26 protein-coding genes and 2 tRNA genes are annotated in these 24,693 nt (G+C 66.2%); 15 read left to right on the top strand and 13 right to left on the bottom strand.

What is annotated here, in order from left to right:
• Positions 1-78: 78 nt before the first annotated feature.
• The 3 genes from CLM60_RS20935 to CLM60_RS11580 are packed head-to-tail and all read left to right on the top strand — an operon-like array spanning position 79 to position 1,988.
• Positions 79-243, top strand: coding sequence for a hypothetical protein (locus CLM60_RS20935; RefSeq protein ID WP_176473861.1), 165 nt, complete (start codon positions 79-81; stop codon positions 241-243).
• Positions 240-884: a DUF1638 domain-containing protein gene (locus CLM60_RS11585; protein WP_095589283.1), complete on the top strand. Its 645-nt coding sequence runs from the start codon at positions 240-242 to the stop codon at positions 882-884. The genes CLM60_RS20935 and CLM60_RS11585 overlap by 4 nt, the downstream gene beginning before the upstream one ends.
• A 39-nt stretch (positions 885-923) precedes the next feature.
• A complete protein-coding gene (locus tag CLM60_RS11580) occupies positions 924-1,988 on the top strand; it encodes an AbrB family transcriptional regulator (RefSeq protein ID WP_095589282.1) in 1,065 nt (354 codons plus the stop codon).
• Here CLM60_RS11580 and CLM60_RS11575 read toward each other — a convergent pair.
• The gene (locus CLM60_RS11575) at positions 1,985-2,407 is read right to left on the bottom strand and encodes a SufE family protein (RefSeq protein ID WP_095589281.1); all 423 of its coding nucleotides are present in this window, start codon (positions 2,405-2,407) and stop codon (positions 1,985-1,987) included. The genes CLM60_RS11580 and CLM60_RS11575 overlap by 4 nt on opposite strands.
• Positions 2,408-2,553: 146 nt before the next feature.
• Between CLM60_RS11575 and CLM60_RS11570 the strand changes: the two genes are divergently transcribed.
• Positions 2,554-3,018: a hypothetical protein gene (locus CLM60_RS11570; protein ID WP_095589280.1), complete on the top strand. Its 465-nt coding sequence runs from the start codon at positions 2,554-2,556 to the stop codon at positions 3,016-3,018.
• A gap of 6 nt (positions 3,019-3,024) precedes the next feature.
• Here CLM60_RS11570 and rnd read toward each other — a convergent pair whose 3' ends face one another.
• The 3 genes from rnd to purM form a co-directional block, all read right to left on the bottom strand.
• Positions 3,025-4,176: a ribonuclease D gene (gene rnd / locus CLM60_RS11565; protein ID WP_095589279.1), complete on the bottom strand. Its 1,152-nt coding sequence runs from the start codon at positions 4,174-4,176 to the stop codon at positions 3,025-3,027.
• 93 nt (positions 4,177-4,269) lie between these two features.
• A complete protein-coding gene (purN, locus tag CLM60_RS11560; protein ID WP_095589278.1) occupies positions 4,270-4,860 on the bottom strand; it encodes a phosphoribosylglycinamide formyltransferase in 591 nt (196 codons plus the stop codon).
• Entirely contained in the window at positions 4,857-5,906 is a 1,050-nt protein-coding gene (gene purM / locus CLM60_RS11555; RefSeq protein ID WP_095589277.1) for a phosphoribosylformylglycinamidine cyclo-ligase, read from the bottom strand. The genes purN and purM overlap by 4 nt, the downstream gene beginning before the upstream one ends.
• Positions 5,907-6,079: 173 nt before the next feature.
• Here purM and CLM60_RS11550 point away from each other — a divergent pair, with 173 nt between their 5' ends.
• A complete protein-coding gene (locus CLM60_RS11550) occupies positions 6,080-6,526 on the top strand; it encodes a hypothetical protein (RefSeq protein WP_095589276.1) in 447 nt (148 codons plus the stop codon).
• A 54-nt stretch (positions 6,527-6,580) separates the two neighbouring features.
• Positions 6,581-6,657, top strand: a tRNA-Ile gene (locus CLM60_RS11545).
• Positions 6,658-6,675: 18 nt separating this feature from the next.
• On the opposite strand, the gene CLM60_RS11540 is transcribed toward CLM60_RS11545, so the two are convergent.
• A complete protein-coding gene (locus tag CLM60_RS11540) occupies positions 6,676-7,998 on the bottom strand; it encodes an ATP-binding protein (protein WP_095589275.1) in 1,323 nt (440 codons plus the stop codon).
• Between the two features lie 44 nt (positions 7,999-8,042).
• Between CLM60_RS11540 and CLM60_RS11535 the strand changes: the two genes are divergently transcribed.
• The 3 genes from CLM60_RS11535 (at position 8,043) to CLM60_RS11525 (ending at position 10,315) form a co-directional block, all read left to right on the top strand.
• Positions 8,043-8,945 (top strand): MBL fold metallo-hydrolase, encoded by a 903-nt coding sequence (locus tag CLM60_RS11535; RefSeq protein ID WP_095589274.1) that lies wholly within the window; start codon positions 8,043-8,045, stop codon positions 8,943-8,945.
• Positions 8,946-9,025: 80 nt separating this feature from the next.
• Positions 9,026-9,100: transfer RNA gene (locus CLM60_RS11530), tRNA-Asn, on the top strand.
• 318 nt (positions 9,101-9,418) lie between these two features.
• A complete protein-coding gene (locus CLM60_RS11525) occupies positions 9,419-10,315 on the top strand; it encodes a hypothetical protein (protein WP_141246499.1) in 897 nt (298 codons plus the stop codon).
• A 27-nt stretch (positions 10,316-10,342) separates the two neighbouring features.
• On the opposite strand, the gene CLM60_RS11520 is transcribed toward CLM60_RS11525, so the two are convergent.
• The 7 genes from CLM60_RS11520 to CLM60_RS11490 form a co-directional block, all read right to left on the bottom strand.
• Positions 10,343-11,737 carry an amidase gene (locus tag CLM60_RS11520; protein ID WP_095589272.1) on the bottom strand — a complete coding sequence of 465 codons (1,395 nt, stop codon included), beginning with the start codon at positions 11,735-11,737 and terminating at the stop codon, positions 10,343-10,345.
• Entirely contained in the window at positions 11,734-12,639 is a 906-nt protein-coding gene (locus CLM60_RS11515) for a 2-hydroxyacid dehydrogenase (protein WP_095589271.1), read from the bottom strand. The genes CLM60_RS11520 and CLM60_RS11515 overlap by 4 nt, the downstream gene beginning before the upstream one ends.
• Positions 12,636-14,264: an ABC transporter ATP-binding protein gene (locus tag CLM60_RS11510; protein ID WP_095589270.1), complete on the bottom strand. Its 1,629-nt coding sequence runs from the start codon at positions 14,262-14,264 to the stop codon at positions 12,636-12,638. The genes CLM60_RS11515 and CLM60_RS11510 overlap by 4 nt, the downstream gene beginning before the upstream one ends.
• Positions 14,261-15,112 (bottom strand): ABC transporter permease, encoded by an 852-nt coding sequence (locus CLM60_RS11505; RefSeq protein ID WP_095589269.1) that lies wholly within the window; start codon positions 15,110-15,112, stop codon positions 14,261-14,263. The genes CLM60_RS11510 and CLM60_RS11505 overlap by 4 nt, the downstream gene beginning before the upstream one ends.
• A 3-nt stretch (positions 15,113-15,115) precedes the next feature.
• Entirely contained in the window at positions 15,116-16,093 is a 978-nt protein-coding gene (locus CLM60_RS11500) for an ABC transporter permease (protein ID WP_095589268.1), read from the bottom strand.
• Positions 16,094-16,180: 87 nt separating this feature from the next.
• Positions 16,181-17,728 (bottom strand): ABC transporter substrate-binding protein, encoded by a 1,548-nt coding sequence (locus CLM60_RS11495; RefSeq protein ID WP_095589267.1) that lies wholly within the window; start codon positions 17,726-17,728, stop codon positions 16,181-16,183.
• 68 nt (positions 17,729-17,796) lie between these two features.
• Positions 17,797-18,567, bottom strand: a complete 771-nt coding sequence (locus CLM60_RS11490; RefSeq protein ID WP_095589266.1) for a class II aldolase/adducin family protein — start codon at positions 18,565-18,567, stop codon at positions 17,797-17,799.
• Between the two features lie 121 nt (positions 18,568-18,688).
• Between CLM60_RS11490 and CLM60_RS11485 the strand changes: the two genes are divergently transcribed.
• From CLM60_RS11485 to CLM60_RS11470, 4 genes are all read left to right on the top strand, one after another.
• Entirely contained in the window at positions 18,689-19,396 is a 708-nt protein-coding gene (locus CLM60_RS11485) for a GntR family transcriptional regulator (protein ID WP_095589265.1), read from the top strand.
• On the top strand, positions 19,393-20,421 hold the full coding sequence (locus tag CLM60_RS11480) for a histone deacetylase family protein (RefSeq protein WP_095589264.1): 1,029 nt from the start codon (positions 19,393-19,395) through the stop codon (positions 20,419-20,421). The genes CLM60_RS11485 and CLM60_RS11480 overlap by 4 nt, the downstream gene beginning before the upstream one ends.
• On the top strand, positions 20,418-21,704 hold the full coding sequence (locus CLM60_RS11475) for an ArgE/DapE family deacylase (RefSeq protein WP_095589263.1): 1,287 nt from the start codon (positions 20,418-20,420) through the stop codon (positions 21,702-21,704). The genes CLM60_RS11480 and CLM60_RS11475 overlap by 4 nt, the downstream gene beginning before the upstream one ends.
• Before the next feature lie 124 nt (positions 21,705-21,828).
• Positions 21,829-23,211, top strand: a complete 1,383-nt coding sequence (locus CLM60_RS11470) for an aspartate aminotransferase family protein (protein ID WP_095589262.1) — start codon at positions 21,829-21,831, stop codon at positions 23,209-23,211.
• Between the two features lie 4 nt (positions 23,212-23,215).
• Here the strand turns inward: CLM60_RS11470 and CLM60_RS11465 are convergent, their stop codons facing one another.
• Positions 23,216-23,905: an ArsR/SmtB family transcription factor gene (locus CLM60_RS11465; protein ID WP_095589366.1), complete on the bottom strand. Its 690-nt coding sequence runs from the start codon at positions 23,903-23,905 to the stop codon at positions 23,216-23,218.
• A gap of 117 nt (positions 23,906-24,022) precedes the next feature.
• Between CLM60_RS11465 and CLM60_RS11460 the strand changes: the two genes are divergently transcribed.
• Both CLM60_RS11460 and CLM60_RS11455 read left to right on the top strand, forming a co-directional pair.
• Positions 24,023-24,346 carry an NIPSNAP family protein gene (locus tag CLM60_RS11460; RefSeq protein ID WP_095589261.1) on the top strand — a complete coding sequence of 108 codons (324 nt, stop codon included), beginning with the start codon at positions 24,023-24,025 and terminating at the stop codon, positions 24,344-24,346.
• Positions 24,343-24,687: an antibiotic biosynthesis monooxygenase family protein gene (locus CLM60_RS11455; protein WP_095589260.1), complete on the top strand. Its 345-nt coding sequence runs from the start codon at positions 24,343-24,345 to the stop codon at positions 24,685-24,687. Before CLM60_RS11460 ends, CLM60_RS11455 begins: the two co-directional genes overlap by 4 nt.
• The last annotated feature ends 6 nt before the right edge of the window (positions 24,688-24,693 follow it).

Raw genomic sequence — 24,693 nt, 5'->3', positions numbered from 1 at the left:
CGCCGGGGCGGCGTTTTTCGTTGCAGCCCCGCCGCCCCGCCCCCACATTGGAAGAAACCCCGGAAAGTGGAGAGCCCCTTGCCCCTGCCCCGTTTCATTCTGTTGCTGACTGTCGTGATCGCGCTGGCCGGCGCGACGGTGCTGCTGTTCGCGCAAGTGCCGGGCGCGCTGGGTCTGTCGGGGCTGGCCGTGGTGATCGCGCTGCTGATGGGGCTGCGGCTTGTGCTGGGGCGCGGGCGATGACCGGGCTGCCCAGCGACGAGGCGCTGACCGAAACCGGCCTGGCCCCCGATGCGCGGACCGGGCGCATCCTGCTGCTGGCCTGCGGGGCGCTGGCGCATGAGATCCTGGCGCTGAAATCGGCCAATGGCTGGGATCACATGGACCTGACCTGTCTGCCCGCCAAGCTGCATCTTTACCCCGACCGGATCGTGACCGAGGTCGAGAAGGCAATCGAAAAGCACCGCGCCGATTACGATCAGGTCTTTGTCGTCTATGCCGATTGCGGCACCGGGGGGCAGCTGCGCGCGGCCTGTGACCGGCTGGGGGTCGACATGGTCGAAGGCCCCCATTGCTACAGCTTTTTCGAGGGCAACGCGGCCTTCGCCGCCAAGGCCGAGGATGAGATGACCGCGTTCTATCTGACCGATTTTCTGGTCAAGCAGTTCGACGCCTTTGTCTGGAAACCCATGGGGCTGGACCGCCACCCGGAACTGCGCGACATGCTGTTCGGCAATTACACCAAGCTCGTCTATCAGGCCCAGACAGACGACCCGGCCCTGACCGACAAGGCGCGCGCCTGTGCCGACCGGCTGGGTCTGACGTTCGAGCGGCGCCTGACCGGCTATGGCGATCTGGCCGTGGCGCTGCGCGCCCTGCGCTGATCCCTCGACCCGCCCCGGCGAAGGGCGTATGCAGATCACATGAGTCGCCCCATCCCGTTCACGATCCTGCTGTTGACCATCGGCACCCTGGGCGGCGAGGCCGCCTTTGCGCTGTCGCTTCCCCTGCCCTTCATGATCGGATCGCTGCTGGCCTCGGCCTCGGTCGCGATCCTGGCCCCGATGCGGTTTCCGGCGGGCTATGTGTTTCCCAACCGGTTCCGCACCTGGGTGATCACGCTGGTGGGCGCGGCCATCGGCGCGCAGGTCTCGCCCCAGGTCCTGAGCGGCGCGGCGATCTATATCCCCAGCCTGCTGGCGATCCTGCTGTTCGTGCCGCTGTCGCACATGATGGGCTATCGGATCCTGCGCCATGCGGGCGGTTATGACCGGGCGGATGCGTTTTTCGGCGCCGCGCCGGGCGGGTTCGTGGAAAGCATCGCCCTGGCGGAAGAGGCCGGTGCCGATATCCGCCATGTCACCATGCTGCATTTCCTGCGGATCATCCTGGTGATCGTGATCGTGCCCTTTCTGATGTCGCTTTACCTGGGCCATGCGGTGGGCAGCGCCCAGGGCGCGCGGCTGGGCAACGGCGGCTTCGATGCGCCGGGGCTGGCGATTGCGGTCGGGGCGGCGGTCGCGGGCTATGGGCTGGGGCAGCTGCTGCACCTGCCCGCGCGGCATATGATCGGACCGATCCTGGCCGCCGCGCTGCTGGCAGGCAGCGGGCTGGCCCAGCCGCAGGTGCCCGGCGCGCTGGTCGCGGCGGCGCAGATCGTGATCGGCACCTCGCTGGGCGCGCGCTTTGCCGGGGCGTCGCTGCGGATGTTGTGGCGTGCTTTTGGCCTGTCGCTGCTGCTGGTCACGGCCAGCCTGTTGCTGGGCCTGCTGATCGCCTGGATCCTGCACATGGCGACCGGGCTGGCGACCGAGGCGCTGATCCTCAGCTTCACCCCCGGTGGCGTGACGGAAATGGCCCTGATCGCGCTGGCGATCAGCGGCAATTCGGCCATCGTCGTGGCCCATCACGTGTTGCGGATCATCGCCACGGTGCTGATGATGAGCACCTTCCTGCGGCGCACCGATTTCCTGAAGAAACCCGGCTAGGCGGCGGCCTGCGCGGTCTGGCGGATGCGTTCGACCATCGCCCGCAGCCCGTTCGAGCGTTGTGACGACAGGTGATCGTTCAGCCCCAGCCGCCCCAGTTCGGCCGCCGCATCGGTGGCCAGCACATCGGCGACCGTCTGGCCCGAATACAACAGCCTTAGGATCGCGATCAGCCCCCGCACGATCATCGCATCGCTGTCGCCGTCGAAGGTCAGCACCGCCTGCGGCCCCTGCCCGTCGATCTGCGGCACCAGCCAGACCTGGCTGGCGCAGCCGTCGACCTTGGTCGCGGGCACGCGGAACGCGTCGTCCAGCGGCGCCATCGCCTTGCCCATGTCGATCACATGGCGATAGCGGTCCTCCCAATCGTCGAGGAATTCGAAGGTTTCCACCAGATCTTCAAACGCTTCGGTGCACACGGGGCGGCCTCTTTCAGACGATTGCCCTTTCAGTTAGGCGCAATCCGCGCCAAGGTCCAGCAAGCGGGCGGAAAATCATCCGCGCGCGGCGGGTTTTCAACGCCACCGCTTTCGGCTAACCCAAGAGTGCAAGACGAGGGAGCACCATGAAAAGACCGCTGATCGCCGCTTTGATCTGTACCCTGATGGTAGCCGGGTGCGCGCGCGTGCGCGACTCGCGCATCAACCCGTTCAACTGGTTCGGCCAAAGCGAACAGTCGGTGAATGTCGCCGTGGTGCAGCAGCAGCCCGCCGACCCGCGCCCGCTGGTTCTGCAGATCACCGATCTGCGCATCGACCGCGCGCCGGGCGGGGCCATCGTGCATGCCGTGGGCCTGCCGCCGCGTCAGGGCTATTGGCAGGCCGAACTGGTCCGCGCCCGCAATGTCCAGGCAGAGCCGGGCGTTCTGGTCTATGATTTCCGCGCCTGGCAGCCGGTGACGCCCACCGGCACCGGCACGCCCTTCTCGCGCGAGCTGACGGCGGCGCGGTTCCTGTCCGATCAGGATCTGGCACAGGTCACGACCATCGTCGTGCGCGGGCAGGAAAATCAGCGCCTCAGCCGCCGCTGATCGGGGTCACAGCTCGACCACATCCACAACGTTGCCGCGGGCGACCAGCGCCAGCTCGCCCCGGCAAAGCCGCAGCGCATCGTCGCCGAACACCTCGGCCCGCCAGCCCTGCAACGCCGCACCGTCGCGCTTGCCCGCCGCGATGGCGTCCAGCTCGGACGCGGTCGCGATCAGCTTTTGCGCCACACCGGCATTTTCGGCCTTGGCCTTCAGCAGCACCCGCAGCAGATCGGCCAGCGCCGGGTTAACCTGCAGCTTGTCGTTGCTGTTGTCGGGTTTGGGGTAATCCTCGGGGGCGACATCCTGCGCGGTCTGCACCGCGGCCAGTATGCCATCGGCGATCTCGCCCCGACGCGCCTCGCGCAGCAGCAGGCGCGAGCGCGACAGGTCCTGCATGGATTTCGGCTTGGTCGAGGCCAGTTCCAGCAGCGCATCGTCCTTGAAGACGCGGTTGCGGGGGATGTTGCGCGACTGGGCGTACCCCTCGCGGAAGCGCGCCAGTTCGCGCACCACAGCCAGGAACTTGCCCGAATGGGTGCGCGTCTTGACCCGTTTCCAGGCCTGCGACGGCTCGACCGTATAGGTCGCGGGATCGGTCAGGATCTTCAGCTCTTCGGCCACCCATTTGTGGCGGCCGGACTTGGCCAGCTCGTCCCGCAGATATTCATAGATCACCCGCAGATGCGTGACATCGGCCAGCGCATAGTTCTGCTGCGCATCGGTCAGCGGACGGCGCGACCAGTCGGTAAAGCGCGAGGTCTTGTCCAGCGACGCTTTGGCGATCTTGCGCACCAGGGTCTCGTACCCCACCTGCTCGCCAAAGCCGCAGACCATCGCCGCGACCTGGGTATCGAACAGCGGTTCGGGGAACACGTCGCCTTCGACAAAGAAGATTTCCAGATCCTGCCGCGCGGCGTGGAATACCTTGACCACCGATGTGTCGCGGAACAGCTCATAGAGCGGCTCCAGCGACAGATCCTCGGCCAGCGGGTCGACCAGCACGGCCTCGCCATCCCCGGCCTGTGCCAGCTGCACCAGGCACAGCTTGGAATAATAGGTCCGCTCGCGCAGGAATTCGGTATCGACGGTTACATAAGGGCCCTTGCGCGCGGCTTCACAAAAGGCGGCAAGGTCATCGGTCTGTGTCAGTATTCGCATTCAGGGTGGTGTCTTTTCGTCTTGTTCTTGTTTTTTGCCGGTCCGCCCCCCGCATTCCCTGTTTTAGGAAATTATCCACAGGTTGAAAAGAGCCTAGGGCAGAAAGACCGGGGTTCTGTCGCCGGTTACGAAACGTCGCAGCACGTTGGGATATAATTGATGCTCCATCGGCAGCACCCGCGCGGCCAGCGTGTCGGGGGAATCACCTGGCAGCACCGGCACACGCGCCTGGCCCAGAATCGGTCCGCCATCCAGCTCGGCGGTCACTTCGTGTACCGAACAGCCCGCCTCGGCATCGCCCGCCTCGATCGCGCGGGCATGGGTGTTCAGCCCCTTGTATTTCGGCAGCAGCGAGGGGTGGATGTTCAGCATCCGCCCCTGCCAGCGGGTGATGAAGCCCGGCGTCAGGATGCGCATGAACCCCGCCAGACAGATCACATCCGGCGCGGCCTGTTCCAGCGCGGCGGTCAGGGCGCCCTCGAACGCGGCGCGATCTTTGGCAAAGGGTTTGTGATCCACGACCGCCGTGGGAATGCCCCGCGCGGCGGCCTTGGCCAGCCCGCCCGCATCCGGCACGTTCGACAGCACCAGACAGGGCCGCGCCGGGTGGTCGCCCACCATGCTGTCGGCCAGCGCGACCATGTTCGACCCGCCGCCCGAGATCAGGATCGCAACCCGTTTCACTTCAGCGTGCCGAAGTAATCGACGCCCGCGCCCTGAACGACCTGGCCCAGAACGGTGACGGTCTCGCCCGCGTCCTTCAGCAGCGCGGTCAGCTCGGCCGCGCGGGCCTTGTCGACCACAACGATCATGCCGATGCCACAGTTGAACGTCTTCAGCAGTTCGGGCGTGGCGATGCCGCCGGTTTCGGCCAGCCAACGGAAGACGGGCGGCAGCATCCAGCTGTCCAGATCGATCGTTGCGCCCAGCCCCTCGGGCAGCACGCGCGGCAGGTTCTCGGTCAACCCGCCGCCGGTGATATGGGCCAGCGCGTGCACGCCCCCTGCCCGCACCGCCGCCAGCGCCTGTTTCACATAAAGCCGCGTCGGCGTCAGCAGCGCCGCGCCCAGCGAACCGTCGGCCCAGGGGCAATCGGCATCCCATCCCAGGCCCGACAGCTCGACGATCTTGCGCACCAGGCTGTAGCCGTTGGAATGCACCCCGTCGCTGGCCAGACCCAGCAGCACGTCGCCCTCGGCCACGCCCGCGGGCAGGTCCGCGCCGCGTTCCATCGCGCCCACGGCAAAGCCCGCCAGGTCGAAATCGCCATCGCTGTACATGCCCGGCATCTCGGCGGTTTCGCCCCCGATCAGCGCGCAGCCCGAGCGCACGCAGCCCTCGGCAATGCCTTCGACGACGCTGGCGCCTTCGTCCACCGACAGCTTGCCGGTCGCGAAATAGTCCAGGAAGAACAGCGGCTCGGCGCCCTGACAGACCAGATCGTTGACGCACATCGCCACCAGGTCGATGCCCACACCGCCCAGATTGCCGGTGTCGATCGCAATCCGCAGCTTGGTGCCCACCCCGTCGGTCGCCCCCACCAGGATCGGGTCGGTGTAACCCGCAGCCTTCAGATCGAAAAGCGCACCGAAGCCGCCCAGCCCCGCCATCACCCCGGGCCGGTTGGTCCGCTTGGCGGCGGGCTTGATCCGGTCGACCAGCGCATTGCCCGCGTCGATATCCACGCCCGCATCGGCATAGGTCAGACCGTTCTTTCCATCAGTGCTCATCGGGTGCCCTTTCGTTGGTTTCCGACCCGATAGCCGATCCGCCCGCCCCCGTCCATCAGCCGGACCGCCCTGTGGCCAAATTTTTCCCGCCCCAATGGCCCGCGCGGGCTTGGCCCCGCCCCCGCGCAAGCCCTAGGATCGGGTCATGCCCGCCGCCCGGACCGGACCCCGCGATGCCCCGATACGATCAGGACCACGAAGACGCCAAACGCTGCCCGCATTGCGACGGGCCGGTGACGTTCATGCATGTGCTCTACGAGGTCCGGTATCGCAGCGGCTGGCACCATTTCTGCAAAAGCTGCGGCGATCTGGGCTATCTGCCCGACCCGCCCAAGGACGCCGCCACGCGGATGCGCGAAACCCTGACACAGATGAAACGGCAATTGCTGTGGATTTCGGAAAACGGGAACCGCTGGCCGCTGAATTCCGAACACCGCCGGATCGTGCGGTTTTCCGAGCTGCAGAACCCGCGATCCGATGACTGGAAGGACGGCCAGCGCCTGGCCTTCGATACGCTGTGGCACCATTTCTGCGCGCTGGAGGCGCAGGCCATCGAACTGGGGGTGATCGACGGCCCGATTCCCGTCGCCCCCGAACAGGAAGATCAGATCCCGTTCTGAGTGCGCGTTGCGGATTGGCAGCCCCGATACCCTGTGCTATGGACCGGCTCTGGCGGGCCTGTAGCTCAATTGGTTAGAGCAGAGCGCTCATAACGCTTTGGTTGCGGGTTCAAGTCCTGCCGGGCCTACCAGATCGCCGCCAGCCCGCCCTAGCGCGCCAGAACCAGCTCGGCTTTCAACCCGCCCAGATCGGCACTTTCGCCCAGCCGCAACAGCCCGCCATGGCTGCGCGCCACATCCGACGCGATGGCCAGCCCCAGCCCCACGCCCGATCCCTTGTCCTGATTGCGCGCGGCGTCCAGACGGCTGAAAGGCTTCATCGCCTCGTCGCGCTGATCGGCGGGGATGCCGGGGCCGTCATCCTCGACCACGAAGCGCACCACACGGTCGGTCAGGTCCAGCCCCAGCCGGGCATGCGTGCCATGGCGCAGCGCGTTGTTGGTCAGGTTCTGCAAGGCACGTTCGACCGCCAGCGCCCGCAGCGGCACCGTCTGGCCCGCCGCCGGCAGCGTGCCCAGCGTGACATCGCCCCCCATGCGCCGGGTCTGTTCGGCCACCGATTGCAGCAGCGCCACCGGATCGGTGTCGTCGACATCGCCCATCGCATCGGAGCGGGCGAAATCCAGGAACGTGTCCAGGATCCGCTCCATGTCGCGCACGTCGCGGGCCATCGCCTCGGTCTCGGGGCCCGGCTCGGTCAGCGACAGGCTCAGCTTCAACCGCGTCAGCGGCGTGCGCAGGTCGTGGCTGACCCCCGACAGCATCATGGTGCGCTGTTCCATCTGACGTTCGATGCGGGCGCGCATGTCCAGGAACGCGTTTCCGGCAGCGCGCACCTCGGTCGCGCCGACGGGGCGGTATTTCATGTGCCGCCCCTTGCCGAAGGCCTCGGCCGCGCGGGCCAGACGGCGGATCGGGCGCAGCTGGTTGCGCAGGAAGATAAACGCGATCAGCGTCATCAGCAGCCCGGTCACGATCATCAGCACCAGCAACTGATGCGGGTTCGATGCCGACATTCGCCGCCGGTCCACCAGAAGCCGCATGCCGCCATGTTCGGTCTGCAACAGGATCGTCACCTCACGCGTGCTGCTCGCCAGATCGATCGCCTGAACCGTGGGCACCTCGTCGCGCAGGGTGGCCATGATGGTACGCCCCGACAGGTCATAGAACAGCCGTTCGTCGCCCATCCCAAGCGGCGCGGGCAAGGTCAGCACGATGCGCAGATCACGGGTCAGCGGCGCAGTCTGCGCCAGCGCGGTTGCGACATCGGGCGCGGTATCGACCACATCCTGCAGCAGCTTGACCTCCAGCGCGACATTGCGTGTCATCTGCCGCGTGACACCGGCGAAATGGCGCTGAATGAACACCACCGACACCACAAGCTGCAGCGTCAGGATCGGTAGAATCAGGATCAGCGCGGCCCGGCCATACAGCCCCCGCGGCAACAAGCGTTTGATCCAGCCGTTCTCCATGCGCTAGGACCGTATCGGGCGATGGCCGCCGAAGAAAGGGCTAGATGACACACGCATCCCAGGACAGGCCGCAACCGGGGCACTGCACGCCGCTGGCCCCCGGCATCCGCCGGGTTCTGGCGCCGAACCCCTCGCCCATGACCTTCTGGGGCACCAACAGCTATATCGTGGGCACCGGAACGGTCGCGATCATCGATCCCGGCCCCGATGATATCGGCCACCTGCGGGCGCTGCTGGACGCGCTCGACCCCGGCGAGGCTGTGGCCGCGATCCTGGTCACCCACAGCCACCGCGACCATTCCCCGCTGGCCCGCCGCCTGTCGGCCGAAACCGGCGCGCCGATCCATGCCTTTGGCGACAGCCTGGCCGGCAAGGACCCCGAGATCGCGGCGCTTGCCGATATCGGCGGGGGCGAAGGCGTCGACCCCGGTTTCCGCCCCGACCATTGCCTGACCGATGGCGAGACCATGTCTGTCGGGGACGTGAACCTCACCGCCCTCTGGACGCCCGGCCATATGGGCAACCACCTGTGTTTCGCGATGGGTGACGTGGTGTTCAGCGGCGATCACGTCATGGGCTGGGCCACCTCCATGGTCTCGCCCCCCGATGGCGACCTGGGCGCGTTCATGGCGTCGCTCCAGGCGCTGTCGGCGCGGTCGGACCGGGTGTTCTATCCCGGCCACGGCGCCCCGGTCGAAACCCCACAGGCCCGGGTGCGCGACCTTATCGCCCACCGCCGGATGCGCGAGGCACAGATCCTGACCGCCCTGTCCGCCGCCCCCGGCAGCGCCGCCGACCTGGCCGCCCGCATCTATACCGACGTGGCCCCCGCCCTGCTGCCCGCCGCCGCCCGCAACGTGCTGGCCCACCTGATCGACCTGGACCGCCGCGGCCTGGCCACCCGCGACACGACCCTGTCCCAAACCACCGTCTTCCACCCGCGCTGAGCGGGGATGAAAAAAATGTCACAAACTGCATCAACCCCTCTGGACGGCGGCCAGAGCCGTTGCTATATCGCCCCCCGTGTTCCGGCGTAGCTCAGCGGTAGAGCAGTTGACTGTTAATCAATTGGTCGTAGGTTCGATCCCTACCGCCGGAGCCAAAAAATCCCCAAAGATTTGAGCTACTTGCCAAGACCGCCGCTGGCGGTTTTTGTGGTTCTTGGATACTGTATGAGCTTTGCTTAAGACCTGTCGATAGGTCTGCGGGTGCGTAAGCTGCTGAAACAGCGCACCAACGAAAAGCGTACCGGGACGCATGTCCCGAGGCGCTCACAGGCGCGGCGCGGAGTAGCTAGATAGCGCAACTCTCCTGACGCTGTAGCCGCGACTCTGCACGCGCACTACATCGTGTTATTCGGCATAGAAAACTTTGCACATTTGGATTATTTTTTGACTTGTGTGTAATTTCGGACCTTTCGATGACAGAAGACGCATTGGTAACTACTGACCGCAAGCCGGTGGGCTGGTATGAAGAGGTGATACCTGTGCGCGGCTGTCGGCTCTCGTTGGAGAACATCAAGGACGTTTATCGCGATCTTCACGCCATCAATAGGAAGTTTGGCGAGCAAGTAATATCAACATTATCGCGTGAGCCGGACTTGACCGATGAGCAGTGGGAGGCGCGGAAGGCTTTTCTTCTTGATGATGCGTTTTGCCTCACCATCACTGTGAACGGTTTGCGGGATCAGCAGCTCTACGGCGAGTCTGCCGCAGTCTTTGACGACCCGAACCTTCCTGAGCCCATCAAGTCCATCTTTTTCACCAATAGCACCGCATTTCAACGACACGCCAGCGGCAACACCCCGAAGAACCGAATTTCAGTCTTCTTGGACTTTGGCAAACCCGAGGTGTTTGACCCGAACCCCTTGGTATCAGCGGCCACCCCAAACGAGGGTAACGTGACCGTCAACGCACAGGACATTACCTTTTTCAACGCTGTTCAAAAGGCTGTTGAGAAGAAAGTGACGACGCATAAAACTTGGTATGGCGCGATCCACCGGAACTTTGCATATGACATTGGCATGTGGTTTGTCGCCCTGCCGGTGTCGCTCTACTTCTCTACCTACTACATGGATCAGCTAATACCGGTAGGTGCGAAGTTTGAACTTTTTCGCTGGCCGCTGTTCATCTACTTCGTGGGTCTCTCCTTAATCCTCTACCGGGCGCTCACATCCTACGCGAAGTGGGCTTTTCCCGTGAACGTTCTCGAGGAGAATAAGGATCGGGCGCTAAAGCATCGCCTCGCTTTGGGCGGGTTTGCGTCATGGCTATTCTATAAGGTCGCCAGTACGGTCTATGGCATCATTCTAGGGTAGTTCTTACGCACGCCTCGCCCCTCGCCATTACCCCACCACTCCCGGCGCGCCGAAACCCTGTTCCAGCAACTCGCCGGCGTCCAGACACAGGTCTTCGCGCCAGGGTGGGGTGACCAGTTGGACGCCGCTGGCGCGGCCGTCGATCACGCCGCTGCTGATCGAGATCGCGGGCAGGCCCAGAAGCGGGATGGCGATCTGGGGCAGTTGGGCGTCCCAGATACGGTGCAGGGCAGCGTCGCCGTCCAGATCCTCGTCCTGGCGAAACGGCAGTTCGGCCGAGACCGGCATCAGCACCACCGGGTAATCCTGCAGGAACGCACGCCAGGCGCGGATCAGGGCCGAGCGGCGCTGGAACAGGGCGCTGAAACGGGCGACGGTCAGCGCCTCGGCCCGGCTTTGATAGAACCGCAGAAGCGCCAGCGCGCCGGCATCGCCCTCGGCCTCGGCCTGGGCCAGCTTGCCGGGGTGGTCGTCCGACAGCCACAGGTCGATCTGCAGTTCGACGGCCTCGCGGATCTCGGGGATTTCGGGCGTATCGACGGTCCAGCCCGCGGCGCGGAACATGGCCGCCGCGCGGTCCAGATCGTCGAGGATCCGCGGATCGGGGCTGATCCCGCCGGGGCGGCGCACCAGCGCCACGCGCCGGGGCGTGTCGGGGCCGCGCAGCGGGGCGGGTGTGCTCCACGGGTCGTCGGGGGCATAGCCCGACATCGCCTGCAACCCCAGCCGCAGGTCGTCGACCCGGCGGGCCAGCGGCCCCGAGACCGCCATCAGCTGCGGGCCGATCCCGCGATCGCCGCCGGTGGCGTTGAACATCGGGATCCGCCCCGGCGTGGGGCGCAGCCCCTGCACCCCGCAGGCATAGGCCGGATAGCGCACCGATCCCGCGATATCCGTGCCATGGGCGATATGGCCCAGCCCGGCGGCGGTGGCGGCCCCGGCCCCGCCCGACGAGCCGCCCGGCGTCAGCGTCGGATCATGCGGGTTCAGCGTCGTGCCATGCTGCGCGTTCGACGTGAACCAGCGATATGAAAACGCGGGCGTGTTGGTGCGCCCGACGACCACAGCATCCTGCGCGCGCAGATGGCGCAGGAACGGGCTGTCGACCGTCGCGATCAGATCGGCGGCCAGCGTCGTGCCGTTGGTGGTGGCATGGCCAACCTGATCGGCGATAACCTTGATCGTGACCGGCACCCCGGCCAGCGCGCCCACCGGCCGCCCGGCGGCCAGCGCGGCGTCGATGCGCGCGGCGTCTGCCAGCGCCTCTGGCCCGCAGTCCTGCACGATGGCGTTGATCGCGGGATTGACCCGGGCGATGCGGTCCAGCGTGGCTTCGGTCACCTGTTGCGCGGTCGTCTGGCCGCTGCGCACGGCAAAGGCCAGTTCGCGCACCGACAGGCTGTTGGGGTCGAGATCGGTCATTGCGGGCTCTTTTCTTCGGCGGGAAGGCGGCTGATCACCGAATGCACCACGGCGGCGGCTTCGGGGATACAGGCCACATGGGGGGTGATCACGACGCGCGGGTGCGACCAGAGCGGATCGCCCGGCGGCAGCGGCTCGGTCGCGAACACATCGAGCGAGGCACCCGAAAGCTGCCCGCTGTCGAGCGCGTCGATCAGCGCGCCCTCGTCCACCTGCCCGCCCCGTCCCAGATGGATCAGCGCCGCGCCCTGCGGCAGGCGGGCCAGGAAATCGGCGTCGATCAGGCCTTGGGTTTCGGGGGTCAGCGGCAGCACGTTGATCAAGATGTTGCTGCCGGCCAGAAACGGCTCCAGCGCGGCTTCGGTGTAATGGGTGACGCCCGGTTCGGGCGGGTCTGGCATCCGGCGGGCATAGGCCGCGACGGGATATCCCAGCGCCACCAGCCCGCGCGCCACGGCACGGCCCATCGGGCCGAACCCCATGACCCCCACCCGGCAGCGTTTGGGTGACAGATCGCGGATCCGCTGCGCCCATTCGCCCCGCGCCTGACTGGCCAGATAGCGGCCCATGTCGCGGTGGTGCCAGACCACGTGAAAGGCGGCGAAACCGGCCATCTGGCTGGCCTGATCGGGGTCCTCGACCCGCATGACGGGCACATCGGGCGGCAGCGACGGACAGGCCAGGATCGCATCCATGCCCGCGCCCGCCGAAAACACCGCCCGCAGGTTCGGATAGGGGGTAAAGGCATCGTCATCGGGGATGAAGGTAAAGACGAAGCTGACCGCCGCGGGGTCCGTCACCTGATCGGGGCGTAGCAGGGTCAGGTCCGGTGCCTGGCGCGCGAATTCCGCGCCCAGAAGGTCGATCAGATCCAGCCGGGTACAGGTTGCAACGCCGATCATGCGCCTGCCGCCTGCTGTTGCCAGCTATCGGCCCAATCGGCCCCCGGCACCGCCGCCAGAAGCTGGCGGGTGTAATCCTGCTGCGGTGTCAGGAAGATCTGGTGCACCGTCCCGATCTCGACCAGACGGCCCTTTTGCATGACCGCGATCCGGTCGCACAGCTGTGCTGCCACCCGCAGGTCATGGGTGATGAACAGGATCGACAGCGACAGCCGTTCGCGCAGATCGCGCAACAGATCCAGCACCTGCGCCTGGATCGAGACATCCAGCGCCGACACCGCCTCGTCCGCGATGATCAGCTCGGGGTCCATGGCCAGCGCACGGGCGATGCCGATGCGCTGCCGCTGGCCGCCGGAAAACTCGTGCGGATAGCGTTCGGCGGCATCGGCACCCAGACCCACGATCTCCAGCAGCTCGCGCGCGCGGGACTGTGCCTGTGCCCGGGGCACGCCCTTGGCGATCGGGCCGTCGGTCAGCGCGCCCATGATCTTTTGCCGCGGGTTGAGCGAGGCATAGGGATCCTGGAACACCATCTGTACCTTGTGGCGTTGCGCGCGCAGGTCCTGTTCGGACAGCGCCGCCAGATCGGTGCCGCCCACCAGAACCTGGCCGCCATCGGGGTCGACCAGCCGCACCGCCGTGCGGCCCAGCGTCGATTTGCCCGAGCCGCTTTCACCGACCAGGCCCAGAACCTCGCCCCGCGCCACGGTCAGCGACACATCGTCGACCGCGCGCACCTCGCGCACGGGTTTGAACAGCCCGCCGCCGGTGCGATAGGTCTTGCGCAGCGCCTTGATCTCCAGCGCGGGTTCCTGCGGCACGGCGCGGGCCTGTGGCAGCTTGCCGGTCGGGATCGCCTCGAGCAGGCGCTGGGTATAGGGGTGTTCGGGCTGTTCCAGCACCCGTGCGGCGGTGCCGCGTTCCACCACCCTGCCCTCGCGCATGACGATCACCTGATCGGCGATCTCGGCCACGACACCGAAATCATGGGTGATGAACATCACCGCCATACCACGCCGGTCGCGCAGATCCAGGATCAGTTTCAGGATCTGCGCCTGGGTTGTCACGTCCAGCGCGGTGGTGGGTTCGTCGGCGATCAACAGCTTGGGTTCCAGCGCCAGCGCCATGGCGATCATCGCCCGCTGGCGCTGCCCGCCCGACAGCTGGAACGGATAGGCGCGGATGATCTTTTCGGGGTCCGGCAGGCCGACCTCGGTGATCAGCGCCAGCGCCTTCTTGCGCCGTTCGGCGGTGGTGAAGCGGTCATGGGCGGCGAAGACCTCGGCGATCTGGTCGCCGATCCGCATCAGCGGGTTCAGCGCGGTCATCGGCTCCTGGAAGATCATCGCGATCCGGGCACCGCGCAGGGCCTGTTTCTCGGCCTCGGGCAGTTTCAGGATATCGCGGGATTCGAACAGCGCCCGGCCCGCGCGCACCTTGACCCCCGGTGGCAGCAGCCCCATCAGCGCATTGGCCGTCATCGACTTGCCCGAGCCGCTTTCGCCGACGACACACAGAATCTCGCCCTTGTCGATGGCAAAGCTGACATCGTCGACCGCATGCGGCCGGTCGGCGCCGGGCGGCAGGTCGATCGTCAGATGTTCGATCGAAAGCGTGGTGCTCATGCCTTTTCCTTTCCGGCCCGGGCGCGGCGCCGTGACAGATGCGGGTTGAACGCGTCGTTCAGCCCCTCGCCGATCAGGTTCAGCGCCAGAACGGTGATGACGATGGCAATGCCGGGAAAGAAGCTGAGCCACCAGCTGGTGCGGATGACCGTGCGCGCCGCCCCGATCATGTAGCCCCAGGACATCGCGTTGGGATCGCCCAGCCCCAGAAAGGACAACGAGCTTTCCAGCAGGATCGCGGTGGCCACCATGAGCGAGGCCATGACGATGATCGGCGACACGGTGTTGGGCAGCACCTGTGTCAACAGGATGCGCGGCCGGGTCAGCCCCGCCAGACGCGCGGCATCCACAAACTCGCGCTTGCGCACCGACATGACCTCGGCCCGGACCAGCCGGGCGACGGGCGGCCAGCTGACGATGGCGATGGCGATGGTGATCGATGCCAGCGACGGCTCGAAGATCGCGACCAGCACGATGGCCAGCGCAAAGTTGGGGATGGTCTGGAAGAATTCGGTGAAGCGCATCGCGCCCTCGTCCACCCAGCTGCCATAGAACCCCGCCAGCGCCCCCAGCGGCACCCCGATCAGCAGCGCCACCAGCGTCGACACCAGCCCCACCAGCAACGACACCCGCGCGCCATAGGCCAGCTGTGCCGCCACGTTGCGGCCCAGCGTATCGGTGCCCAGCGGCAGACCGTCGACGGCCATCGGTGCAAGGAACGGGCGCTGCACCATCTGCCAGGGGCCGTTGGGAAACAGCAGCGGCGCGGTCAGCGCCACCACGATCACCGCCAGCAGCAAGACAACCCCCACCATGGCGCCCATGTTCGAAGAAAAGCGTTTCCACATGGCTCAGGCCCTCGCGCCGATACGGGGATCGACGATCCGATAGACGATGTCGGTCACGATGTTGAACAGGATGACCATCGCCGCCGACACCAGAAAGACGCCCAGGATGGTGTTGTAATCGCGCGCCGCCAGGCTTTCGAACATCAGCCGCCCGATACCCGGCCAGGCAAAGACGGTTTCGGTCAGCACCGCGCCGCCCACCAGTTGCCCCGCCTGAAGCCCCGCCAGCGTCACCACCGGCAGAATCGCGTTGCGCAGGATATGCCGCCGCCGGATCACCGCATCCGACAGGCCCTTGGCCCGCGCGGTCTTGACGAAATCCAGCTGCGAAACCTCAAGCATCGAGGCGCGCGTCATCCGCATGTAGACGGCCATGAAGAACAGCCCCAGCGTCAGCGCCGGCAGCACCAGATGCCGCCCGATATCCAGCGCCCGCGCCAGCCCGGTCAGATTCGCGCCGACGGTCTCGTACCCGAAGCCCGGCAGCCAGCCCAGCCAGACCGAAAACACCAGCACCGCCATCAGCGCCAGCCAGTAAAGCGGCGTGGCATAGAACAGAAGCGCCAGCGTCGTCAGCAGCGAATCCGACGCCCGCCCGACCCGCGCCGCCGCACCGACCCCCAGGGCAATCCCGAAGACCAGCGAGATGACGAAAGCCGTCAGCGTCAGCAGCAGCGTCGCGGGCAGCCGGTCCATGATCAGCTGCGACACCGGCGCGCCCTGCCGGAACGAATAGCCCAGGTCGAATTGCAGGATCGATCCCACGTATTTCCCAAGCTGCACATAGAAGGGCTGGTCCAGCCCGAACCGTTCGCGCAGCTGGGCGATCATCTGCTCGTCGGCGGCGCCCGCCTCGCCCGCCAGCACCAGCGCCGGATCGCCCGGCGCGGCATGCAGCAGCAGAAAGTTCAGGATGGCAATCGCAAGCAGCGTCAGCGCGGCCTTGGCCAGCCGCGAGACGATCACGATAAAGACTGACATGCGTTTCCTCTTGTCTTGTCGCACCCGCCCGTTCGCGGGTCAGGGGGCCGATGCGCGACCGGCCCCCGACGATGGGTCAGGCCCGCGTCACTTTTCGATCCAGGCGTTGCGCGGCCCGTCATTTACACCGATGCCGGTGGTCACCAGGTCCTTGATGTCGCAGCGATAGATCGTCGGAAACTCCAGCTCCAGCAGCCAGGCCACGGGCACGTCGTCGATGATTTCCTTCTGGATATCCAGATAGGCGGCGGCGCGTTCCTCGGGCGTGACCATGGTGGCGGCGGCGGCCCATTTCGCATCCAGCGCGGGGTTGTCATAGCCCTCGACGTTGTTCCACGGGCTGCCCTTCTGGATCCGGTCGGCGGTATAGTTCCGCGACACGCCCAGCGCGGGATCGCCATACTGATAGAGGTACGTGAACGCCATGTCGTAGTCCCACTGCGACGTCTTCTCGTTCCAGCCGGCGACATCGGTGCTTTCGATTTCGACATTGATGCCGACCTCGGACAGGTTCTGGCGCACCGCCTCGGCCCAGCGCTGCCAGGTCTCGCCATAGGGCAGCGGCAACAGGCGGACGGGGGTGCCGTCATAGCCCATCTCGGCCAGCAGCTCCTTGGCCTTGTCGGGGTTGTGGTCATAGATCGTGACATCGTCGGAATAGAAATTCGTCTTGGACGAGATCGGACCCGTCGCCACCTTGCCATAGCCGTTCCAGACCACGTCCTTCACGAATTCGCGGTCCATGGCATACATCACCGCCTGGCGGAATTTCGCGTCGGCGGTCGGCCCCTCGCGGTTGTTCAGCCACATCCAGGCGTGCGGGGCGAAGAATTCCCAGCCATTCCCGGTCGAACAGACATTGTCCATCTGCGTCAGCCGCGGCACGTCCCAGTTTTCGACCGACCCGCCGGGCAGCACGTCGACCTCGCCGGTCTCGAACGCAACGGCGCGGGCGGCGGCATCGGGGATCACGCGATAAAAGACCTCGTCCAGATACGGCAGGCCGTCGATATAGTAATCCTCGTTCTTGACCAGATGGATATAGCTGCCCTTTTCCCAGGCTTCGAACTTGAACGGCCCGGTGCCGATGGGCGTGGCATTGGCCGGGTTGTTGGCGTAATCGGTGCCGTCATAGATATGCTTTGGCACGATCGGCATGGTGCCGGTCTCGAACGCGTTGATGAAGGGGCCGAAGGGCTCTTTCAGGGTGAAGACCACGGTCAGGTCGTCGGGCGCGGTGATGCTGTCGACATAGGCCAGCGAGCTGCGCAGGCGGGCATGGGTCTCGCGCAGGAAGACATCGGCCGAAAACACCACATCGGCGGCGGTGAACGGCGTGCCATCGTGCCAGGTCACGCCTTCGCGCAGCGTGAAGGTATAGACCAGCCCGTCATCCGAGATCGTCCAGCTTTCCGCCAGGCTGGGTTGCGGCACCAGATCGGTGTCATAGCGCAGCAGGCTTTCATAGATGTCACCGGCCACCAGCTGGGTCGGGCCGTTCTGCACCAGCCCCAGCATCAGCCCCGGCGGCTCGGGCTGCACGACGATGTCGAGCCGGCCACCGGCTTGTTGTGCCGCCACCGGTGCGGCCAGCGCCGCGGCGATCAGGAATGTTGTCGCTTTCAAGTAAGTCATGGTTTCCCTGTTGGCTTTCAGTTGGTTTTCAGGCGGACCCGGTTCGTGCCGGGCCTTCGGGTCTTGGGTTATGTCAGGTAGTCGGGTTGCAGCTTGTCCAGCCGCCGCAGCATCGCCGCCCATTCCGGGTCGGGCTTGCCGCCCAGCTCGAACGGGTCATAGCCGGCCTCGTACTGGCGGGCGGTGTGTTCGGCGACCGCATCGTCCAGCACGATCGGGGTCAGCCCCATGCCAAGTGCGGCGATCTGCGCCTGGCAGGAGCGTTCCAGGTTCAGGGCGTATTTCACCGCCTCGGCCACTGACCGGCCCAGCACGAGCGTGCCGTGATTGCGCAGGAACATGATCTGTTTGCTGCCCAGATCCGATACGATCCGCGCGCGTTCCTCCAGATCCAGCGCGATCCCCTCATAGTCGTGAAACGCGATCCGGTCATGGAACTGCGCCGACCATTGGTTCAGCGGCAGCAGCCCCTCTTTCACCGACGACACCGCCACCCCGGCGACGGTGTGGTTGTGCAGGACGCAAACCGCATCATGGCGCGCCATATGCACCGCCGAATGGATGGTGAACCCCGCCGCGTTCACCCCCGCGCCATGGGGGTCGTCGATGACCGCGCCGGTTTCGTCGACCGTCACCAGATTCGCGGCCGTCACCTCGTCGAAGCGCAGGCCATAGGGATTCAGCAGGAACCGCTTGGCGCCGCCGGGGCCATCGGGCAGCCGGGCCGAGATATGGGTATAGATGCTGTCATCCATCCCCTCCAGCGCGATCAGCCGATAGGCGGCGGCCAGATCGCGGCGCAGATCGGATACGGTATGGGCGGGCGCGCCATCGGGCATGAGCTTTCCTTTCGTCGCTTGCCCCAAGCTAACGGCAAGCAGGCGACTCGGGTCAAGTAAATTGTCGACAATCGACAAATTTACAAATACGGTGATCGGGAAAGCAGCGAATTCGGACCCCATGACAACAGACACAGCACATTCGACCGGCTTGCAGCCCCTGGACCGCGAAGGCCTGGTGGAACGGGTCGCCAAATTGCTGAGCAAGGCCATCGTGACCGGCCAGCTTGGCCCCGGCGCGCGGCTGTCGGAATCGGTGATCGCGCGTGATCTGGGTGTCAGCCGCGCCCCCGTGCGCGAGGCCGCCCGCCTGTTGGAAAATTCGGGGCTTGTGACCTATGAGCCCAATCGCGGGTTCTTCGTGCGCAAGGTCTCGGCCAAGGCGCTGGACGATCTTTACGAATTGCGGCTGGTGATCGAAATCGCCGCGATCCGGCGGCTGATCCGCGAACAGATCAACGGCCCCTGCGACGATCTGCGCGCACAGATCGAAACCCTGCACCAGGTCGCCACCCCCGGCACCGATATGCTGACCCAGGTCGAGGCCGACATGCAGTTCCACCGCCTGCTCTGCCGGGGCTGCGGCAATCCCAAGCTGCTGTCGGTGTTTGAACAGATCGCGACCGAGACCGAGTTTTCGATCATGGTGATCGGGCGGCTTTACGACGACCCGCAGCGCATCGCCGAAACCCACGAGCCGATCCTGCAGGCGATCTGCGACGGGGACGAGGCGACCGCGGTCGATGCCATCACCTATCACATCGACGTGGCGCGGCAGCTTGTGACGCAACAGTTCCAGACCATCGAAGACGACGAGACCCCCAGATGAAGTGCTTCTATGCCCCGGAAACGGCGGCGCATGACCCGATCTTTCGGCTGACCCACGGGCGGCTTGCCCGCAATGCCGAGCTGGCCGAGCGGGCCGAGTTGCTGATGGCGGGGCTGAAGGCGCTTTCGCTGACCACCAGCGCCCCGCCCGAAGCGCCGGTCGAGGCGCTGACCGCCGTGCATACCCCCCGCCTGCTGGCGTTTCTGGAAACCGCCTGGGCAGAATGGCAGAAGCTGCCCGATGCGGGGCCCGAGGTTGTGCCGAATGTCTTTCCCCCGCCCGACCATGCCACATACCCCGACAGCATCGTGGCACGCGCGGGCTGGCATATGGGCGACACATCCGCCCCCATCGGCGAACACAGCTGGCAGGCCACGCGCCGTGCCGCCGATTGCGCCGTGGCGGCGGCGGATGCGGTGCTGGGCGGCGACCGGGCGGCCTATGCGCTTTGCCGTCCGCCGGGACATCACAGCAGCGCCGAGGTCGCCGCCGGGCATTGCCTGTTGAACGGGTCGGCCATCGCGGCGGCCCGGATGCGGCAGGGGCACGCGCGCGTTGCCACGCTGGATATCGACGTGCATCACGGCAATGGCACGCAGGCGATATTCTATGAACGCGACGACGTGCTGACCGTGTCGATCCATGCCGATCCGACCGGCTATTACCCGTTCTTCGTGGGATACGCCCATGAAACCGGCGCGGGCCCCGGGACGGGATACAACCTGAACCTGCCCCTGCCCCGCACCACCACCGACGACACCTGGCTCGCCACCATCGGTCAGGCGCTGGACCGGATCGCGTCGTTCGACCCCGGCGCGCTGGTGGTCAGCCTGGGCCTGGATGCGCATGAAAACGACCCGCTGATGGGCATGAAGATCAGCTTTGACGGGTTCCGCCGCGCCGGGCGCGCCATCGCACAGGCGGGCCATCCCACCGTGCTGGTGCAGGAAGGCGGCTATCTGTCGCCCGACCTGACGACCTCGCTCTCCTCGTTCCTTTCCGGCTTTCTGGACCGCCCCGCATGACCGAGCTTTCCCCCGAACTGACCCAACGCATCCTGGACGCGGTCGCCGCCGGTTTCGAAGACCAGATCGCCTTTACCACCACGCTGGGCCGGTTCCCGTCGCTGCGCGGGCAGGAACACACCGCGCAGGATTTCCTGCACGACCAGCTTCAGGCGCGCGGCTATGCGATGGACCGCTGGGCCATCGATGTCGACGATATCAAGCACCACCCGGGGTTTTCGCCGGTCACCATCGACTATTCCAACGCGATCAACGTGGTGGGCACCCTGCGCCCGCGCGCCGAAACCGGGCGGTCGCTGATCCTGAACGGGCATGTCGACGTGGTGCCCACCGGCCCGGTCGACATGTGGACCACCCCGCCCTTCGAGCCGCACCGCGACGGCGACTGGCTTTACGGTCGCGGGATCGCCGACATGAAAGCCGGGATCGCGGCCAATATCTTTGCCGTCGATGCGCTGGCGCGGCTGGGCTATCGGCCCGCGGCGACGCTTTATCAGCAATCGGTGGTCGAGGAGGAATGCACCGGCAACGGCGCGCTGGCCTGTCTGCAACGGGGCTATCGCGCCGATGCCGCCATCATCCCCGAGCCCGAGGATGACATGCTGGTGCGCGCCAATACCGGCGTGCTGTGGTTCCGCGTCCGGGTACAGGGCGCCCCGGTCCATGTGCGCGAGGCCGGGACCGGCGCCAATGCGATCGAGGCGGCCTACGAGTTGATCCGCGGCCTGCGCGAGCTGGAAGCCGCCTGGAACGCGCGCAAGGGCGATCACCGCTATTTCGAGGATCTGGATCACCCCATCAACTTCAACGTGGGCAAGATCGCGGGGGGCGACTGGGCCTCGTCCGTGCCGGCCTGGTGCGAATTCGACTGCCGGATCGCGATCTATCCCGGCATCTCGGCCCAGGACGCCGCGCGCGAGATCGAGGACCATCTGCGGCGCGTGTCCGACCGGATCCCCTTCCTGGCCAACAACCCGCCACAGGTGATCTATAACGGCTTCTACGCCGAAGGCTATGTGCTGGAGGAAGGCACACAGGCCGAGGCGACGCTGGCCCGCGCGCATATGTCCAGCTATGCCGAACCGCTGCAAAGCTTCGTGACGCCCGGCTATCTGGATGGCCGCGTCTTCGTCATCTATGCCGATACGCCCTGTCTGGTCTATGGCCCCTATTCACAGGCGATCCACGGCTTTGACGAGCGGGTGAAACTTTCCTCTGTTCAGCGGGTGACGGGCACGATTGCGCTGTTCATCGCCGAATGGTGCGGGCTGGAGGAGATATGACCGAAATCTGTCGATGACCTTGGCGGCCAACTGGCCTAAGACTGATCCGTAACGGGGCCCGGCCCCGCCCTTTTTTCCAGAACACATCCGGCCCCAGGCGGCCGGCACCAGAACGGAGACCCCCATGAACGAGCGCCCGAATTCCCTGCACGCGTCCGACATCGCCCATTCGATGCACCCCTATACCAACATGCGCCGGCACGAGGAAACCGGCCCGATGATCATGACCCACGGCGATGGCGTGCGCGTCTATGACAGCGAGGGCAAGGAATATATCGAGGCGCTGGCGGGCCTGTGGTCCGTCGCCGTGGGCTTTTCCGAAACCCGGCTGGCCGATGTCGCCTATGAGCAGCTGAAGAAGCTGCCCTATTACCACAGCTTCGCGCACAAGGCGCACGAGCCGTCGATCCGCCTGGCCGAGAAGCTGGCCGAGATGACGCCCGAGGGGCTGGACCGCGTGTTCTTCACCAATTCCGGGTCCGAGGCCAACGACACCGTCATCAAGATGGTCTGGTTCCTGAACAACGGTCTGGGCCGTCCGGAAAAGAAGAAGTTCCTGTCGCGCAACAAGGCCTATCACGGGATCACCATCGCGTCGGGCTCGCTGACCGGCCTGCCCGCCAACCACAAGGATTTCGACCTGCCCGCAATCCCGGTCACGCATCTGACCTGCCCGCATTACTGGAAATGGGCGCATGAGGGCGAGACCGAGGCCGAATTCACCGCCCGCCTGCTGAAAGAGCTCGAGGATACGATCCTGGCCGAAGGCCCCGAAACCATCGCCGCCTTCATCGGCGAGCCGGTGATGGGCGCGGGCGGCGTCATGACCCCGCCCGAGGGCTATTGGCCGGGCGTCGCGGCGATCTGCGCGAAATACGACATCCTGCTGGTCTCGGACGAGGTGATCAACGGGTTCGGGCGCACCGGCGCGCGGTTCGGCTGTGAACGCTATGGCTTCACCCCCGACATTCTGGTCACGTCGAAACAGCTGACCTCGTCCTATATGCCGCTGGCCGCGATCGTGGTGAATGACAAGGTCTATGACGCCATCGCCGATCACACCGCGCGGCTGGGCACGTTCGGCCACGGCTTTACCGCGTCGGGCCATCCGGTGGCCTGCGCCGTGGGGCTGGAGAACCTGAACATCATCGAAGAGAAGGACCTGATGGGCAACGCCGCCCGGCTGGAAGCCCCGTTCCAGGACGGGCTGAGCAAGTTCGCCGATCACCCGCTGGTGGGCGAGGTGCGCGGCGTGGGCCTGATCGCGGGGATCGAGCTGGCCAAGGACAAGGCCAAGCGCCAGTCGTTCGAGCCCGCCGGCACCATCGCGCCCAAGGTCGCGGCGCTGGCCGCGGAAGAGGGGCTGATCTGTCGTGCGGTCTATGAAACCGTGGCGCTTTGCCCGCCGCTGATCGTGACCGAGGATGACATCGCACAGATCCTGGAACGCATGGGCCGCGCGCTGGATCGCGCGCTGGACTGGGCCAAGGCCGAAGGTCTGGTCTGACGCCCTAGCGTCCGGCTTCGGGAAAGAACCGGGCCAGCGCGGCCGCGCCCGCGCTGGTCACATCGACCACCCGGCTGCCCTGCGCCCGGCGCAGCCAGCCCTGCCCCTGCATCCGGTCGAACAGCGCTGCCCCCAGGGCACCGGCCAGGTGATTGCGGCGTTCCGACCAGTCCAGACAGATCCGGCAGAGCGGCCGCCGTCCGGCCCGCAGCGGCGCCAGATCGACCCCCAGACCGTCCAGAAAGACCACCCCCGCATCGGTCGGCGCGACCGTATCGCCCGATAGATGCAGGAAACCCCGGCCGGTCATTGACTGGAACACCTGCACGCCCACCGCGCCCGCCAGATGGTCGTAACAGACCCGCGCCCGGCGCAGCGCGGCGTCGCGCGGACCGGGCCGGGTGCGGCGGTGGCCCTGCGCCTCGGCCAGGCCGATCAGGGTTTCCAGCACCTGCGCGATCTCGGGCCCGGCCAGCGTGTAATACCGGTGGCGGCCCTGCTGGCGCGGCACGATCAGCCCCGCCTCCGCCATCTGGCGCAGATGGCCCGACGTGGTGGCGGGGCTGACCCCGCCCTCGACCGCCAGCTCGCCCGCGCTCAACGCCTGCCCACCCATCAGCGCCTGCAGCATGTTGGCACGTGCGGGTTCGCCGATCAGCGCGGCGATGCGGGTGATATCGGGGCCATGTCGCATCCCCCGATCCTGCGCCCCGCCCGCGCGGCGGGTCAAGCACCGACATTTCGGCCCGGCCCGAAACATCCGCGCCCCATCCCGTGGCAGAACCGGTCTCAGCACGCAAAAGGAGCCCACATGCTGACCTGTTTCATCCGCTACGAGATCGACCCCAACCGCCGCGAATTGTTCGACCAATACGCCCGCACCTGGGGCCAGTGCATCCCGCGCAACGGCGCCGACCTGATCGGCTATTTCGCCCCGCATGAGGGGTCCGCGACCCTGGCCTATGGCGTCTATACCATCCCCTCGCTGGCGGAATACGAGGCCTATCGCGCCCGGCTGGCCGCCGATCCGCTGGGGCGGCAGAATTACGACTTCGCCCGGGCCGAGAAATTCATCTTGCGCGAGGAACGCACGTTCCTGAAACTGGCCTCTGCCCCGCATGGAGAGCCCGCATGATCGCCATCATCTTCGAAGTTACCCCGGCCAAGGGGCAGACAGACGCCTATCTGGACATCGCCGCCGGGCTGAAGTCAGAGCTGGAAACCATGCCCGGTTTCATCTCGGTCGAGCGGTTCCAAAGCCTGACCGACCCCGAAAAGCTGCTGTCGCTGTCGTTCTGGAAGGATGAAGAGGCCGTGCGCCACTGGCGCAACCGGGCGCATCACCGCAGCGCACAGGCCGCCGGGCGCGGCGGGGTCTTTGCCGATTACCGGCTGCGGGTGGCGCATGTGCTGCGCGACTATGGCCTGACCGACCGCGATCAGGCGCCACAGGACAGCCTGGCGCAGCACGGCTAGCGGCCC

Source organism: Actibacterium ureilyticum (assembly GCF_002285435.1).
Taxonomy (GTDB): Bacteria; Pseudomonadota; Alphaproteobacteria; order Rhodobacterales; family Rhodobacteraceae; genus Actibacterium_C; species Actibacterium_C ureilyticum.
The sequence above is the reverse complement of the archived record's forward strand: the minus strand, read 5'-3'. Positions and strand labels throughout refer to the sequence as shown.